Source organism: Pectobacterium cacticida (genome assembly GCF_036885195.1).
Classification (GTDB): domain Bacteria; phylum Pseudomonadota; class Gammaproteobacteria; order Enterobacterales; family Enterobacteriaceae; genus Pectobacterium; species Pectobacterium cacticida.
In genome coordinates, this window is record NZ_CP133656.1 from 1749563 (window position 1) to 1765945 (window position 16383).

Annotated in this window: 17 protein-coding genes; 10 read left to right on the forward strand and 7 right to left on the reverse strand. The window is 53.5% G+C overall.

All coding sequences use genetic code 11. The features are described from left to right. Both nagK and cobB read left to right on the forward strand, forming a co-directional pair. Entirely contained in the window at positions 1-948 is a 948-nt protein-coding gene (gene nagK / locus RFN81_RS08245; protein WP_264498612.1) for an N-acetylglucosamine kinase, read from the forward strand. Further along, a complete protein-coding gene (gene cobB, locus RFN81_RS08250; RefSeq protein ID WP_264498613.1) occupies positions 927-1757 on the forward strand; it encodes a Sir2 family NAD+-dependent deacetylase in 831 nt (276 codons plus the stop codon). Before nagK ends, cobB begins: the two co-directional genes overlap by 22 nt. A gap of 536 nt (positions 1758-2293) precedes the next feature. Here the strand turns inward: cobB and RFN81_RS08255 are convergent. Further along, complete coding sequence (locus RFN81_RS08255; RefSeq protein ID WP_264498614.1) at positions 2294-3010, reverse strand: Crp/Fnr family transcriptional regulator; 717 nt, start codon at positions 3008-3010, stop codon at positions 2294-2296. A gap of 116 nt (positions 3011-3126) precedes the next feature. Between RFN81_RS08255 and RFN81_RS08260 the strand changes: the two genes are divergently transcribed. The 8 genes from RFN81_RS08260 to RFN81_RS08295 all read left to right on the forward strand — a co-directional run bounded on the left by RFN81_RS08260 (position 3127) and on the right by RFN81_RS08295 (position 10163). Beyond that, on the forward strand, positions 3127-3471 hold the full coding sequence (locus RFN81_RS08260; protein ID WP_264498615.1) for a cupin domain-containing protein: 345 nt from the start codon (positions 3127-3129) through the stop codon (positions 3469-3471). Positions 3472-3508: 37 nt separating this feature from the next. Beyond that, the gene (locus RFN81_RS08265) at positions 3509-4273 is read left to right on the forward strand and encodes a class I SAM-dependent methyltransferase (RefSeq protein WP_264498616.1); all 765 of its coding nucleotides are present in this window, start codon (positions 3509-3511) and stop codon (positions 4271-4273) included. Between the two features lie 171 nt (positions 4274-4444). Beyond that, a complete protein-coding gene (gene btuC, locus RFN81_RS08270) occupies positions 4445-5482 on the forward strand; it encodes a vitamin B12 ABC transporter permease BtuC (protein WP_264498617.1) in 1038 nt (345 codons plus the stop codon). Positions 5483-5528: 46 nt separating this feature from the next. Then, positions 5529-6080, forward strand: coding sequence for a glutathione peroxidase (locus RFN81_RS08275; protein WP_264498915.1), 552 nt, complete (start codon positions 5529-5531; stop codon positions 6078-6080). A 3-nt stretch (positions 6081-6083) separates the two neighbouring features. Beyond that, complete coding sequence (btuD, locus tag RFN81_RS08280; protein ID WP_264498618.1) at positions 6084-6857, forward strand: vitamin B12 ABC transporter ATP-binding protein BtuD; 774 nt, start codon at positions 6084-6086, stop codon at positions 6855-6857. A 145-nt stretch (positions 6858-7002) separates the two neighbouring features. Beyond that, on the forward strand, positions 7003-7497 hold the full coding sequence (locus RFN81_RS08285; RefSeq protein WP_264498619.1) for an NlpC/P60 family protein: 495 nt from the start codon (positions 7003-7005) through the stop codon (positions 7495-7497). 33 nt (positions 7498-7530) lie between these two features. Next, positions 7531-8547 carry a lipoate--protein ligase A gene (locus RFN81_RS08290; protein ID WP_264498620.1) on the forward strand — a complete coding sequence of 339 codons (1017 nt, stop codon included), beginning with the start codon at positions 7531-7533 and terminating at the stop codon, positions 8545-8547. A gap of 164 nt (positions 8548-8711) precedes the next feature. Then, positions 8712-10163 (forward strand): protein adenylyltransferase SelO, encoded by a 1452-nt coding sequence (locus RFN81_RS08295; RefSeq protein WP_264498621.1) that lies wholly within the window; start codon positions 8712-8714, stop codon positions 10161-10163. Positions 10164-10182: 19 nt separating this feature from the next. On the opposite strand, the gene RFN81_RS08300 is transcribed toward RFN81_RS08295, so the two are convergent. The 6 genes from RFN81_RS08300 to ppsR all read right to left on the reverse strand — a co-directional run bounded on the left by RFN81_RS08300 (position 10183) and on the right by ppsR (position 16090). Continuing rightward, positions 10183-10980, reverse strand: a complete 798-nt coding sequence (locus RFN81_RS08300; protein ID WP_264498622.1) for a heme ABC transporter ATP-binding protein — start codon at positions 10978-10980, stop codon at positions 10183-10185. Continuing rightward, on the reverse strand, positions 10973-11977 hold the full coding sequence (locus RFN81_RS08305; RefSeq protein ID WP_264498623.1) for a FecCD family ABC transporter permease: 1005 nt from the start codon (positions 11975-11977) through the stop codon (positions 10973-10975). Before RFN81_RS08305 ends, RFN81_RS08300 begins: the two co-directional genes overlap by 8 nt. After that, positions 11974-12792: a heme/hemin ABC transporter substrate-binding protein gene (locus RFN81_RS08310; protein WP_264498624.1), complete on the reverse strand. Its 819-nt coding sequence runs from the start codon at positions 12790-12792 to the stop codon at positions 11974-11976. Before RFN81_RS08310 ends, RFN81_RS08305 begins: the two co-directional genes overlap by 4 nt. Further along, positions 12789-13841: a hemin-degrading factor gene (locus RFN81_RS08315; RefSeq protein ID WP_264498625.1), complete on the reverse strand. Its 1053-nt coding sequence runs from the start codon at positions 13839-13841 to the stop codon at positions 12789-12791. The genes RFN81_RS08310 and RFN81_RS08315 overlap by 4 nt, the downstream gene beginning before the upstream one ends. Before the next feature lie 200 nt (positions 13842-14041). After that, positions 14042-15079 carry a 3-deoxy-7-phosphoheptulonate synthase gene (locus RFN81_RS08320; RefSeq protein ID WP_264498626.1) on the reverse strand — a complete coding sequence of 346 codons (1038 nt, stop codon included), beginning with the start codon at positions 15077-15079 and terminating at the stop codon, positions 14042-14044. 189 nt (positions 15080-15268) lie between these two features. Continuing rightward, complete coding sequence (gene ppsR, locus RFN81_RS08325; RefSeq protein WP_264498627.1) at positions 15269-16090, reverse strand: posphoenolpyruvate synthetase regulatory kinase/phosphorylase PpsR; 822 nt, start codon at positions 16088-16090, stop codon at positions 15269-15271. Positions 16091-16383 lie beyond the last annotated feature (293 nt).

Below are 16383 nucleotides of genomic sequence, written 5' to 3' on the forward strand. Positions count from 1 at the left end.
ATGTACTACGGTTTTGACATCGGTGGGACGAAAATAGCGTTGGGTGTATTTGACGCTGAAATGAACAAGGTATGGCAAAAGCGGGTGCCAACGCCGCGTGAGCATTATGATGAACTGCTTACGACGCTTATCGATCTCGTGCATGAGGCCGATGCGCAGGTCGGAATGCCAGGTAATGTGGGCATCGGCGTGCCGGGAATGCCAACGGGGAAAGAGGGGGCGTTGTTTACCGCCAATCTGCCCGCGACAATGGGAAAACCGTTGCGTGCGGATCTGTCGCATCGTTTGCAGCGCGACATTCGCATCAATAATGATGCAACCTGTTTTGCCCTCTCCGAGGCCTGGGATGCGGAATTTCGTTCCTACCCCGTCGTATTAGGCATGATTCTGGGCACCGGAGTGGGCGGCGGTCTGATCGTGGATGGACGCCCGGTGGATGGACATAACGGTATCGCCGGTGAAATCGGCCATCTTCGCTTGCCGTCCGATGCGCTGGATATTCTAGGCGTAGACATTCCCCGGGTGAAATGCGGCTGCGGTCAATTGGGTTGTATCGAAAATTATATTTCGGGTCGTGGTTTTGAATGGCTGTTTGCGCATCTGTATGGTGAAGAACTGCCAGCGGTAACGATCATCCGACATTATCGTAACGGGGATCAACGAGCGCTGGCATTTGTCGATCGCTTTATGGATTTACTCGCAGCCTGTCTGGGTAATCTTCTCACGCTGTTCGACCCGCATCTGCTTGTGCTAGGCGGCGGCCTGTCGAATTTTGATGAGATGTATCAAATTTTGCCGACGCGTCTTCCTGCGCGACTTTTACCTATTGCGCAATTACCCCGCATAGAAAAAGCGCGTCACGGCGATGCGGGCGGCGTCCGCGGTGCGGCGTTGCTACACTTAATGGATACTACGTTGGAGAAAGTATGTACACGCGGCAACGATTAGGACGTTTTCATAAGGGGAGGCGTATGCGACAACAGCGTCTTCGCGCACGCATTTTTCATCGTGATTATCTGGCAGCCAGCGAGGTGAAAAAACCGCGCGTGGTTGTTCTGACCGGCGCCGGTATTTCGGCAGAATCGGGCATCCGCACGTTCCGCGCGGCCGATGGCCTGTGGGAAGAGCATCGCGTTGAAGATGTGGCAACCCCGGAAGGCTTCCAGCGTAATCCTGAACTTGTGCAGGCGTTTTATAACGCCCGGCGCCGTCAATTACAGCAGCCGGAAATTGTGCCCAATGCCGCGCACCTGGCATTGGCCAATCTGGAAGCGATGCTGGGAGACCATTTTTTGCTGGTGACGCAAAACATCGATAATCTGCATGAACGCGCCGGTAGCCAGCGCGTGCTGCATATGCACGGCGAACTGCTGAAAATACGCTGTAGTCAAAGTGGGCAGGTTTTTGAATGGACCGGCGATCTCGCCGCGGGTGAACGCTGCCACTGTTGCCAATTTCCCGCGCTCCTGCGCCCGCATATCGTGTGGTTCGGTGAAATGCCGCTCTACATGGACGAGATTTATTCTGCGCTCTCGCAGGCCGATTATTTTATTGCGATTGGCACCTCGGGCCATGTGTACCCGGCGGCAGGCTTTGTCCATGAGGCGCATGCGCACGGCGCTTATACGGTTGAGTTGAATCTGGAGCCCAGCCAGGTTGAAAACCAGTTCGATAAAAAAATTTATGGCCCCGCGAGCGTAGTGGTGCCCGAATTCGTCGATGCCTGGCTGCGGCATGGCAAAAGCACCCGTTTCTGAACGTGGAGCACCGTAAAACATCATCACGCCACTGAGGATTAGTGTCGATCGTTTAAGAATCGAGAAGACGGGGGTGACCACGGGGTGAGGCGTCCCTACCGAAGACCTCATCGCTGTGTTGCCCTTAAATCCACGCTTAAGTAAACGGTATTGCCGCGGAGGATGGCCTTTTCTCTGATTGATGTTTGCCGCAACAGCATTCATCGATCTGATCGAATGGCAACATAGCGGTGTGGTTAAAGAAAGCGTATTCACTCTCGCTACAGTGCCGATGTGCAGCGGTCTCCGATGGAGAAACCCTCTGTGGATGAGACGGCTGCGGCCTGTTCTGGCGTGTCAAAATGCGGCGAATAAAGTTCAACATAGCGTTACCTCACAATATCCCATCAGTGCCGACGAGATAATCCTCTGATGAGAGTTATTCTCATCAATATAGGCTAAGCGTAGTGGATAATTCGATCATGTGAGAATGACAATTGTCAAAAAGCCACGCTCGCGATGGCTCAGTCTATTTTAATGCGCTAAAGGCGGTGCGGTCAGAATGTCCGCCTGGCTTCGGCGGCGAGCCCCATCAAATAGTGTAAATCGCACAATGTTATCTGATGCCCCCGATAGGTAATTCGGTCTTGCCGTTTCCAATCGGACATCAATCGGCTCAAGGTTTCACCGCGCATCCCGAGTGAAGTCGCGAGTTGCCCTCGGTTCATCGGTAATGTCAGTTGCTGCGTTTGCTGGATGTGATACTGGCGCAGCAGATAATCGGCCAGCCGTTGTGGTGCGGAACTGGATGTCAGCCAGTCGATTTGGTTGATGGTCGAGTAGAGTTTTTTCCCCAGATAGTTAAGTAAACGCAGCGCCAGTTCCGGGCGCTGTAGACAAAATTGATGAATATCCTGACGTGGAATCATCAGCGTATGGCCCTCACTAAGCGCGCGAATCGTCATCGGGAAGCGCCCGTGGTCCATAAACACGGCGGCGATAGCGACAAACTCGCCGCACCCAAACTGTCCGAAAATTTTTTCACTTCCGCTATAGGTATGGCGGAAAGCCTGCAATTTCCCGGTTTCGACCAGCAAACAATGCTGCATCTTGTCGCCTTCACGGAACAGGATGTCGTCTTGACGAAAAAACAAACGCTCGCTTTTTGCGAGTAACGCACTCACGACATGACAGGGTTCATTCCGCATCCAGTCATGCTGAAACAGCACCTCGCCGTCATCATCAGGTGATAGCGCTTTTTTGACAAATGTCATTTGTCCTCCCAGAGGCGAGTATTACCATCGGGTTAGTGAATGCAAATAATAATCACTTGCATAGATTCGGCAAGCAAAATCACCGGGTGCAAAAACGAAAATAACGGAGTATTGCCATGAAAGAAAATACCGTTCCGGCAGCTCAGGCGCTGTTTCTCCACGATCTGATTACCCCGACCGAACAGGGTATCGCCAGCCGCGTACTGGCGCGTACCGATGGCGGCAATGTCACGCTATTCGCCTTCGATCAAGGGCAGGGGTTAAGCGAGCATAGCGCGCCTTATGATGCGTTGGTTATGGTGCTCGAAGGCGAATTAGTGCTGACGATCGGTGGTGAACCGGTCATCGCGCGGCCGGGGGCGCTGGTGCGGATGCCGGCCAATATTCCCCATGCCGTTGATGCGCAACAAACATCACGCATGCTGCTGACGATGTTAAAGACGCTGAAAACGCAAGGGTAAATTGCGATTGCACCAGAACGTAATAGGGAGTGACAGAATGAGCAATCGTGAAGCAGGCCACAAATTCCTGGCGCGATTGGGGAAAAAACGGCTGCGGCCGGGTGGCAGAAAGGCAACCGAATGGTTGCTCAATCACGCTGGGTTCCGCCAGGATAGCGTGGTGCTGGAAGTTGCCTGCAATATGGGTACGACAGCGATGGAAATCGCGCGTCGCTTTGGCTGCCAGGTCATTGGTGTGGATATGGACACCACGGCACTTCAGAAGGCGCAGGAAAATGTCGCCGCGCATGGTCTGGCAGCGCAAGTCACCATTATGCAGGCAAATGCGCTGGCGTTGCCGTTCCCCGATAATCACTTTGATGTAGTGATTAATGAAGCCATGTTGACGATGTATGCCGACAAAGCCAAGAGCCGCATTATTGCCGAATATTATCGCGTGCTAAAACCGGGAGGGCGTCTGATCACACACGATATCATGCTACTTTCCGAGCATGATTCCGGCGCATTGCAGGCGGTGGAACAGATGCATAAGGCGATTAACGTGCATGCGCAGCCGATGCCGCAAGAAAAGTGGGTTGCGCTGTTTCGCGCCTGTGGTTTTAGCCAGGTTAACTACGATAACGGTGCGATGACGCTGCTGACGCCACGAGGGCTGATTTACGATGAGGGCATCGTCGGCGCGGCGCGTATTGTAAAAAATGCGCTGAAAAAGGAGAATCGCCCTATGTTTTTCAATATGTTTCATACCTTTCGCCGCAATCGCAAACAGCTTAACTATATAGCGGTATGCAGCACCAAGTAACCGCTCTCTTCGTTTTAATTGCGTCGTAATAACGAGGAAAAACGGGGTAAGGCCAGAAAAATCAGCTAACATACGTGACAATATTCAGGGACGCCCTGTGTGGCGTAACGCTTACAGCGCGTGCCTGCCATTGCGCGTTTCATCGCGCGGGAACCTTTGTTACGGTGAACCATGCAGTCATTACCACCGGGTAATACTCGGCTTAAACGCGTTACGTCGTTACCCTATTATCGTCAGCTAAAATTACAGCAATGCAGGCGCGATCGCCGTAGCGTGATACTGTTATTGGTGTTTCTAGTGTTGACGCTGGTGATTAGCCTGTGCGCCGGAGAACACTGGATTTGGCCGACGGCCTGGCTGGATGACACTCAGCGACTGTTTGTCTGGCAACTGCGGTTACCCAGGACGCTGGCGGTGATGTTGGTGGGCGCCAGTCTGGCGATGTCGGGCGCGGTCATGCAGGCTGTTTTTGCCAATCCGCTGGCGGAACCGGGGCTGTTAGGGGTGGCAAACGGCGCTGGCGTGGCGCTGGTATTAACCGTTCTCCTAGGGCAAGGGGTGTGGCCAGTTTGGACGCTCAGCCTGAGTGCGATTGCCGGTGCGCTGCTGATCACCTTTTTGTTACTCCATTTCGCCCGTCGTCATATTTCCAATACCCGTTTACTCCTGGTTGGCATCGCGCTCGGCATTATTTGTAGCGCGGTGATGACCTGGGCGGTTTATTTCAGTACCAGTCTCGATTTGCGTCAATTGATGTATTGGATGATGGGCGGTTTTAGTGGGATTGACTGGCGGCACCTCTGGTTAATGTTAACGCTGTTGCCGTTAGTGCTGTGGTTAAGCCGCCAGGGGGCGGCGCTTAATGGGTTAACGCTGGGTGAGATACAAGCTCGACAATTAGGCATTCCTGTCTACCGTTGGCGCGCGATCCTTGTGCTGGTCATGGGGATTCAGGTGGGGCTAAGCGTGGCGCTAGCCGGTATTATCGCGTTTGTCGGATTGGTGATTCCGCACATGTTGCGGCTGTGTGGGCTAACCGATCAGCGGTATTTGTTGAGCGGATGCGCATTCGCCGGTGGGGGAATTCTGCTGCTGGCGGACACGGTAGCGCGCATCGCGCTCAGTTCAGCCGAGTTGCCGATAGGCGTGGTTACCGCTACGCTGGGATCGCCGTGGTTTATCTGGCTGTTATTACGCCACCGATGGTAGCGATACGGCGAGTTTTATCTGTTTTATTACTGAAGGAAGCACCATGATGAGTACTGAAATCTATGCTATTCCGCTGACCACGATTGACGGTAAAACGATCACATTTGCCGCGTTCAAAGGAAAGGTTGCTCTCGTCGTGAACGTCGCCTCGCAATGCGGCTTGACGAAACAATACGAGGCATTGGAAAAACTCTACGCGACCTATCGCGATAAAGGGCTGGTCGTGCTGGGGTTCCCCTCTAACGAATTTGCGGGGCAAGAACCCGGCTCGGAAGCGGAAATCGAGGCATTTTGTCGTGGAACATTTGGCGTTGAGTTCCCGATGTTCAGCAAGATTAACGTTAACGGTGAAAACCGCCATCCGCTCTACCAGTTGTTGATTCGTCAGCAGCCGGAAGCTAACAGAACCTGGAAGAGCGACTTCTTCGCGCGCTTGGTCAATAAAGGCCGTAAGCCTAAGAACCCTGAAGACATTCTGTGGAATTTTGAGAAGTTTCTGGTGGATCGTAAAGGGCGTGTGATTGAACGCTTTGCGCCGGATATGTCGCCTGACCATGACATTATCGTAACAGCCATAGAGCGGGCATTGGCAGAATAATTGATGCCGAAGGTCTCTTCTATATTACAGCTAAAACAGGTGAGCGTCCTGCCACGCCTGTTGCCGATGACAGCAGAACTGCATTGCGGTGAACTGCTGCACATCATTGGCCCGAATGGCGCAGGGAAAAGCACCTTGCTGGCTAGAATAGCGGGCCTGCAAGCTGGTGGCGGCGAAGTCTATCTGGCTGGCATGCCGCTGTCACAGTATTCAGCAGCAGATTTGGCCGTGCGTCGCGCCTATCTTGCTCAGCAACATTCCCCACTGGCGTTAATGCCGGTTTTTCAGTATTGGCAACGACATCAACCGCCGCTGGCTGAAGAAAATGCGGTTGAAGAGGTCGTACATCTTCTGGCGGAACACCTGAAGTTAACCGACAAACTCGCGCGTCCGCTTGCACAGCTGTCAGGCGGAGAGTGGCAGCGTGTTCGGTTGACGGCGGCGCTGTTGCAGATTTGGCCGACCATCAACCCGCATGCTCGCCTACTGTTGCTCGATGAACCATTCAACAGCCTGGATGTGGCGCAGCAGGCGGCGCTTGATCTATTACTTAGTGAACTCTGTCGTCAAGGCGTAGCTGTTGTGATGTGCGCGCACGATCTGAACCATAGCGCCCAACACGCGGATCGCGTGTGGTTGCTGTCTGAAGGGGCGCTGGTAGCGCAGGGCAACACGGCGGATGTCATGCTACCAGACGTATTGTCGCCCATATTTGGTGTGGCGTTTCACTGTGTGGATGTCGACGGTCATCGTTGGCTCATGACGCGTCGCGCCTAACGGGCAGCAGTACATGGCCTGCGCAGATAACCGGAATCATCGCCTTTACTTGCCAGCCATCCTGATTAAACGCTAAATTTATTCAGGTGTTAGCGCTATTCTCTGCCGCATTGGGCGATGCCCCGCTGATTTAAGGTAACCGCGCATGATAGGTTTACGATATGGTTTGATGTTACGACACGGTTTGATCCTCGCCAGCCTGATTTTGGTTGGGTGTAGCAGTAGTCGGTATAATAACCCACCGCCTAATGCGCGGCTGAGCGACCCGATCATGGTCATGGTGCAATTAGACGATCAATTGGGACAATGGTACAAAACGCCTTATCGCTATGGCGGGCTGGATCGTAATGGTGTCGATTGCTCCGGTTTCGTTTATTTGACGTTTCGCGATAAGTTTGGCCTACAATTGCCGCGCACCACGGAAGCGCAAACCGAGTTAGGTGAGCGCGTCGATCGCGATAATTTGCTACCGGGTGATTTGGTCTTTTTCAAAACGGGCAGCGGCGGCAGCGGGTTGCATGTCGGCATCTACGACAAAGACGACCAGTTTATCCATGCTTCCACCAGTCAGGGCGTTATTCGTTCGTCACTGGATAACGTGTACTGGAAACGGGCTTACTGGCAGGCTCGCCGCATCTAATGCTTCGCTATCAATCTACCGTATGGAGCTTTCATGTCTTCTCTGCGTTTACTTCTGTCCGATTCCTACGATCCCTGGTTTAATTTAGCGGTTGAGGAGTGCATCTTTCGTCAGATGCCTACCACGCAGCGGGTGTTGTTTTTATGGCGTAATGCGGAAACCGTGGTCATTGGTCGTGCGCAGAACCCGTGGAAAGAGTGTAACACTCGGCGGATGGAAGAGGATGGCATTAAGTTAGCGCGCCGCAGTAGCGGCGGAGGGGCCGTCTTTCACGATCTCGGTAATACCTGCTTTACCTTTATGGCGGGGAAACCGGAGTACGATAAAAGCGTTTCAACGCAAATTGTATTGGATGCATTGAGATCATTGGGGTTAACGGCCAGCGCGTCGGGGCGTAACGATCTGGTGGTGGAAACCGCGGACGGCGTGCGCAAAGTGTCTGGTTCCGCCTATCGTGAAACCAAGGATCGGGGTTTCCATCATGGCACGCTACTGCTGAATGCTGACCTCAGTCGGTTAGCGGATTATTTGAACCCGGATAGGAAAAAGCTTCAGGCGAAAGGCATTTCGTCCGTCCGTTCGCGCGTCGCCAATCTGGTGGAACTGCTGCCTTCTATCGATCATCAGGTGATTTGTCAGGCGGTGACGCAGGCCTTCTTTGACTACTTTGGCGAACGCTGCGATCCGGAAATAATTTCCCCCACTTCCTACCCGGATTTACCGGGTTTCGCTGAACAGTTTGCGCGCCAGCGCAGCTGGGAATGGAATTTCGGTCAGGCGCCGGATTTCTCGCATTTACTCGATAACCGATTTACCTGGGGCGGCATTGAATTGCATTTCGATGTGGAACGCGGCGTAATTGTTCGTGCGCAGATCTTTACCGATAGCCTGAATCCGGCACCGTTAGAAGCACTGGCGTGTGCATTACAAGGAACGGCCTACCGCCCAGAGGATATGGCGGCAACGTGTCAGGCACTGATTGCCGCTTTCCCCGAACAGCACAATGAATTGCAAGAACTGACAGACTGGCTGACGCAAAATCTACGTTAACCCGCGTATTTTCGGCGCGAATTGGCAATCAGGAAACGTTAAGGGAAATAATACCCCTGTATTTTCTCCGTGTTAATCTCGCGCCCCGACCTCTACACTTCCCATATCTTCCCAGTCAATACGCAGTGAACGTGTGACTTGCGAGGGAGTATTAGGGAGCGTTGATGCAGCAAACACCGTTATTCAATAACCACTATTTTCGCCACTTGCCGGAATTCTATAGCACGCTGGCACCGACACCATTGCAGGGAGCGCGCCTGCTTTATCATAGTGAAGGGCTAGCTGCGGAACTGGGTTTATCTCCCGATGGGTTTACGCCAGAACAGGATGACGTCTGGAGCGGCGCGCGTTTGTTACCAGGAATGGAGCCGTTGGCGCAGGTGTATAGCGGCCATCAGTTTGGCATGTGGGCCGGTCAACTGGGCGACGGGCGCGGTATTCTGCTGGGGGAGCAACAGTTACCCGATGGCCGTAGCGTGGACTGGCACCTGAAAGGGGCGGGGTTGACGCCGTATTCGCGAATGGGCGATGGCCGCGCCGTGCTGCGCTCGGTGGTTCGTGAATTTTTAGCCTCGGAAGCGATGCATCATCTGGGGATCCCCACCACACGGGCGCTGACGATCGTTACCAGTACGCACCCGGTGCAGCGTGAGCAGGAAGAAAAGGGGGCGATGCTGATGCGGGTGGCGGAAAGCCATGTGCGCTTCGGCCATTTTGAGCATTTCTACCACCGCCGTGAACCAGAAAAGGTACGTCAACTGGTAGAGTATGTGATTGCACGCCACTGGCCGCAATGGCAACACGATAAGCGCCGCTATGAATGGTGGTTTAGTGATGTGGTCGAACGCACCGCCCGGTTGATTACGCATTGGCAGGCGGTCGGTTTTGCGCACGGAGTAATGAACACCGATAACATGTCGATCCTGGGGCTGACTATCGACTATGGTCCTTATGGCTTTTTAGATGCCTATCAGCCCCGTTTTATTTGTAACCACTCCGATCATCGCGGGCGCTATGCCTTTGATAATCAGCCGGCAGTCGGGTTGTGGAATCTGCATCGGCTGGCACAGGCGCTATCGGGGCTGATGGACTCAGATGCGTTGACGCGTGCGCTGGCATGTTATGAACCGGCGCTAATGAAGCACTATGGCACATTGATGCGCGCCAAGTTGGGCTTGTTTACCGCGAGCGCGGAGGATAATGACGTGCTGGTCGGACTGCTGCGTCTGATGCAGCAGGAAGGCAGTGATTACACCCGCACGTTTCGCCTGCTGGCAGATAGCGAAAAGCAGACATCGCACTCGCCGCTCCGTGATGAGTTCATTGACAGGTCCGCGTTCGATAGCTGGTTTGCGACTTATCGCAAAAGGCTGATGCAGGAAGATCAGGGCGATGACGAACGTCGTCGTCTAATGAATGCGACGAATCCAAAATATATTCTGCGTAATTATCTGGCGCAAATGGCGATTGAACGGGCGGAAAACGACGACATCAGCGTGCTTGCACGTGTGCATCAGGCGCTGTGCCAGCCGTTTGACGAACAGCCGGAGAAGGGCGATTTAGCGGCGTTACCGCCAGAGTGGGGCAAACATCTGGAAATTTCCTGCTCCAGCTAAACCGGAGCAGGTGGCTTGACTATTGTCGCAGATACACCTGCGGAAGGGGGTAGTCAGGATGTGAACCGACACTGAGATCGGCGTGATACCAGTGGGTTAGCGTGTCTGCCTGTAATACTTGCGCGGGTGTGCCTTGTGCAACCAGCTTCCCTTCGTGCAGCAGCAGAATGCGGTCGGCATACAGCGCCGCCAGATTCAGATCGTGCAGAACACAGCACACGGATAACGGCTGCGCGCGCGTAAGCTGCCTGAGCAGGCGCAACAGGTGCTGTTGGTGATACAGATCCAGTGCTGAGGTCGGCTCATCAAGAAATAACCACCCCGGCGTCGGTTCGGGGTGCCACAACTGCGCCAGCACGCGAGCGAGCTGCACGCGTTGCTGTTCTCCGCCGGAAAGCTGACGATAGTCGCGTCTTGCCAGTTCCAGGCAGCCGGTTTGCGCCATCACCTGTTGCACGACGCGATCGTTATTGGCGTAACGCCCATGAGGGGCGCGGCCCATTGCCACGATGTCCCGCACGCTAAACGCAAATGCCATGCCGCTCTGCTGACGCATTACCGCTCGCGTTTTTGCCAAGGCGCCCGGCTGCCACTGCGCTAGGGGGATTCCGGCTAACAGACATTCCCCCTCGTCAGGTGTCAAATACCCCGTTAGTAGACGTAGCAGCGTCGATTTCCCCGCGCCGTTAGGCCCAATCATCGCCACGATTTCCCCAGTGTGAAGCGTCAGAGACACATCATCGGTCAGACGGCGGCCGTGGGTTTGATAACAGAGATGTCGGGCGACCAATGTGTGATTGCGTGTTACATCAGTCATTGCTGCGTCCTTTATGCTGAACGATCAGCCAAAAGAAATAGGGGCCGCCAATCAGGCTGCTGACTAACCCTACGGGCATTTCTGCTGGCGAAAGTAACGTGCGAGCCAGCGTATCGGCGAAGAGCAGCAGACAAGCGCCGCCGAGGATAGCGCCAGGGAGGAGCCAGCGATGATCGGCCCCCAGATGCATGCGCATCAAATGCGGAATGATAAGGCCGATGAAACCAATCACTCCGCTTACCGCCACCGCAACGCCCACCAGTAGCGAGCTTAACAGCAGCAGCGTGTGCTTGGTGCGTGTCACATTGACGCCAAGGTAGTGCGCTTCTTCATCGCCTAACTGCAATAAATTGAGACGACGCGCATAGTACAATGTCGCGATCATGGCGGGGATTGCCAACGTGCTGGCAACCAGCAACATCGGCCACTGTGCCTGACCGAGGCTACCCATGCCCCAAAGTGAAAATTGGCGTAACTGTTGATCGGTGCTGATATAGGTCAATACGCCGATCAGCGCGACGCACAGCGCATTAAGCGCGATGCCGGCCAGCAATAACCGCGTTAATCCCCCTTGTTCGGAGCGGCTGAGGATGAAAATGATCGCTGTAATCGCCAGGCTGCCCGCAAAAGCGGCGAACATCGGGCTATAGAGCGCGAGCAAAGGGGGAAGGCTTATCGGCAGTACGATAGTCAGTGCGACGCAGAGCGCCGCGCCGCCGCTGATACCCAGTAGACCAGGGTCGGCGAGCGGATTGCGAAACAATCCCTGCATAATCGCCCCGGAGCAGGCTAACGCACCGCCAACAAGTATCGCCAGCAGTACGCGGGGAACACGAATATTCAGCCAAATATGCCAGATAGGATCGTCGAACGGCGCTTGCCATAACATCTTAAGCGAGAGGGTCAGCGCACCCATATTCGCCGCGCCGACCATCAGTGCCACCAGCAATAACAGTAAGGCAATCAACCACGATCGCGGGTGAAACCGTGCTGTCATTTTATTGCTTCAGCCGTCTGGCGCAGTGTTGCCATCAGCGCTGGAGTATCGAGAGTAAAACCCAGCATTGCCATGTCATCGACCACCAGCAATCGTTGGTGCTTACCCGCGGGCGTTAGCGCCAGGCCGGGTAATTTCCACACCTGTGCCTCACTTCCCAGCGTTTTTAGCCCCTGACGAGAGATCAGAATCAGATCCGGCGCGCTGGCAATCACGCCTTCCTGAGAGAGCGGTTGATAGCGCTCAACATTCTGCATAGCATTTTTCAACCCTACGTGGCGGATAATGGTATCGGCAGGCGTATTTTTGCCCGCTGCCATTGCCGTCATTCCGCCGTGGCTAAGGATGAAAAGGGCATTTACCGGCAGTGGTGAGGTCTTAACCGTGGCTAATTGTTGGCGATAGGCGTCGGCCAGCGTCTTCCCTTCGGCCGTTTTGCCCAGCGCCTGCGCAACGGCGTCGATTTTTTGCGGCACGACATCCAATGAAGGCCGTGCCGGAACCTGAATTACCCTCGTGCCGCTCTCTGCTACCTGCTGTAGCACGAGCGAGGGTTGAGACAGATCGCTGGCGATAACCAACGAAGGTTTCATTGCCAGAATGCCTTCGGTATTTAGTTGGCGCATGTAGCCCACATCTGGCAATTGTTTTACCGCTTCCGGGTGCAGGCTGGTGCTGTCGCGTGCCACCAGATCCTTTTCTGCCCCTAACGCATAGATGATTTCCGTGACATCGCCGCCGATGGAAACGAGACGTTCCGCGGCGGATGCACCGAATGGGAGTATGAATAACACAGAGAATAACCAGTTTTTCATGCGGCGATTTCCTTGTAGGGTTTCAGCGCGTCGATTTGTTTACGCCACTGCTGTTGCTCAGGCGTACCCTCGGTGCGTTGACCAAAGAGCTGCGCAATTTGAGTACCGTCTGCGGCATACAGTTCGAGACTGGTTACGATACCGTCGGCGGTGGGCTTGCGTGTCACCCAGCTTTCCGCAATCGCGCTCTCGATCAGGTGCAGAGTAAAATCCTTATTAAAAATGTTAATCCATTGCGCGTGTTGTTCCAGGCGCTCTACGCGTTCAAGCGTACCGGTGAAGATTTGTACACAACCACGATTACCGACAAACACCATGATCTCATTTTGATCTTCCCGGGCGGCGAACAGAATCTGTGATAACGCGTCGTTATCGACCCGGTAAGCCAGATCGTCGGAGACCGAATTAAACGCCTGCTGACGCGTCAGGTTATAGCGTCTGAGTAAGATAAAGAAATCATGAACGTCTTTCATTGCCCGCCAGTCGGCTTCAAATTGCGGATTATGAGCGACAATCGCCGTATTAGCTGCGTTATCAGTCGCTGGCCGACGTACCAAGGCTGGATTTTCGCTGCTGGCAAATTTCTCAATAAACTGCTGCCAGGCGGCCATGTCCGTAGTCTCGGTAGTATAGACCTTGAGAATAGCATCACCCTGATGGTCGAAAAATTGGATGCTCTGACGTTCGCCGCGCGCGGTATTTTCTCGTAGCGCAAAAGCCGAGGCCCATTGAGAAAGGAACAGACGTAAATCGAGTCCGCGCGGGTTGAGGATGAGACCGGCATGGCCGTCAAGTGTTTGGTTTTGATAGTGGCCGGTATGCTCATGCACCGCATAGTCGTTGCGAGTAATTGACTTAGTGTTACCAACTTGCTCCAACGCGCTAAGCCAAACTTTGGCATTACCCTGCAAACGCTGTGCGTCGTGCCCAACGCGCGCGTGAGTCAGTTCGGCTTCACTGATGCCGAGTAGCGCCGCCAAATCGCGGGCATATTTACGCGGATGTTCAACTTTAGCCTGGAGGTATTGTTGATAAATGGAGGTCTGCATCTCGTTGGTTCCCTTACTCGTTGTCGTAGAGATTATAGCAATAAATGAGAATCATTTTCATGTAACAAAATGGCAACCTCAAGTGAAGTTTTCTTAATAAGTAGGATTAACGAGGCGTTAGAGAAAGTAGTCACAGGCGAAAGGAAAATCAGGCAAAAGGCTGGCACCGTCGCAAGACGAAGGGGGCCAGCCTAGTCAAATTAAAAACGGCTATCGACAGCATCCGCCAGCCGCGCCAGCAGCGTTGCACTGTCCTGCCAGCCGAGACAAGGATCGGTAATGGATTGACCATACGTCAATGTGTGTGGCGTAAGCGCCGACTGATTGCCTTCTATTAAGAAACTTTCCGCCATAATGCCGACAATCGCGCGCGAACCCGCGCGAATCTGCTGACCGATATTATCCGCAACCTCAAGCTGACGGCGATGTTGTTTCTGACAATTGCCGTGACTGACATCAATGACCAGATGCTCCGGTAAGGAGAATTCACGCAGACAGGCGCAGGCGTCAGCGATATCGCTGGCGTGATAGTTTGGTGTTTTTCCGCCGCGCATAATGATGTGGCCAAACGGGTTACCCGGCGTTTTATAAACCGACATTACCCCCTGCTTATCTGGAGAGAGAAACATATGCTGCGCGCGTGCGGCGCGAATCGCATCTACGGCGATGCGGGTATTGCCGTCCGTGCCGTTCTTAAAGCCGACAGGACACGGCAGCGCCGACGCCATTTCACGATGCGTTTGACTTTCGGTGGTTCTGGCGCCAATGGCTCCCCAACTTATTAAGTCAACAATATACTGACTGGTAATCCTATCGAGAAACTCGGTCGCCGTCGGCAAGCCGAGCCGGTTGATTTCCAGTAGTAAGCGGCGCGCCACCTCAAGCCCTTCATTGATCTGAAATGTGCCATTCAACGCGGGATCGGCAATCAACCCCTTCCAACCCACTACCGTGCGCGGTTTTTCAAAGTAAGTACGCATGACGATTTCCAATCGATCTTGATACTGCGTACGTAATAAGGCCAGACGGCGTGCGTATTCTAGTGCGCTGTCGCGGTCATGGATGGAACAGGGGCCGATGACGACGAGTAATCGGGGGTCGCGGCCCGCGAGAATAGCTTCAATTCTCCGGCGTGACGCGGTCACATTTTCGTCAATAGCGGAAGTGATCGGGAGTCTGGAGAGTAATTCCTGGGGCGTAACCAGACTGGCGATACGCTGTGCATCTGTTGGTAACATATTTTGTCTCTGTATCCGGTCAAACTGAATACGCATCACTCGCGTGACAGCGTCGCGGTAAAGGGAGGTTACCGATCAGTTTTCAGTAAAAGGGTTGCTTCTGCGGTGCAATACCGGGAAGTGATGCCGCCCACAATAACGGAAATGATGCGTAATACAACCGTGCCAGAGAAAAAAATACACCATGTACTAGTACATTCTTCGACTCATGCCGAGAATGTCGATGATTTTGGCTGAAATTTCTTCAACGGAGTAATTGGTGGTATTGATATAGTTAATTTGATGCTTGCGAAATAGCGCTTCCACTTCGCTCACCTCCATGCGGCACTGGCGCAAGGACGCATAGCGACTATTGCCCCGGCGTTCTTCGCGAATCGCGGCGAGACGTTCGGCATCAATCGTGAGTCCGAAGAGTTTGTGCTGAAAAGGCCTCAGTGCATCAGGCAGGCGCAGGTTGTCCATATCATCGGCAATAAAAGGGTAATTGGCGGCGCGGATGCCAAACTGCATTGCCAGGTACAGGCTGGTCGGCGTTTTGCCACAACGCGATACGCCAAGCAGAATGACCTGAGCCTGATCAAGGTTACGTAACGAAATACCGTCATCGTGCGCCAAGGTATAGTCGATAGCAGCAATACGGGCGTCGTATTTGCTCAGATTATTGGCGGTGAGGCCATGAGTTCGGTTAGCCACTGGCGTTGGCGGCGTGTTCAATTCTTTTTGTAAAGGGGCCACCAGCGCCTGCACGATATCCTGACAGAATCCTTCGCTGCGGGTAATAATGTCTCGTACCGTTGGGGTGACGATGGAATAAAACACCAGCGGACGGATACCGGTTTGTTGGTATAGTGTATTAATTTGTTCACACACTGCCTTAGCCCGTGCTTCACTCTCAACGAAAGGCAACGTGTAACTGACCGTATTAACCGGGAACTGGGACAGCACGGCGTGACCCAGCACTTCAGCCGTAATCGCGGTGCCATCCGAGATATAAAATACGCTTCTTTCCATCTTTCCCTCCGGAGATCTTTCCGACCGTACAAACATATTTACCTCGTCAAAAACGGCATTTAACCGCTACTTTTATTAAAACGTCGTTTCATTATCTTTATGATTAAACATGCTAATCTTCAACGATATGAGTTTTATGCCGTGTTTGGCAATGTTTAGCCATGAAAATGGTTTTTTTTCCTAGGTTGATCGATTCACCTGTCTATGCTCTTCAAAACGCTATGCTAACCTGATGTCGTTGAGGCAATTCTCAACCGAAATTTTCATACCCTAATTGTATGCAGGAAGGATTA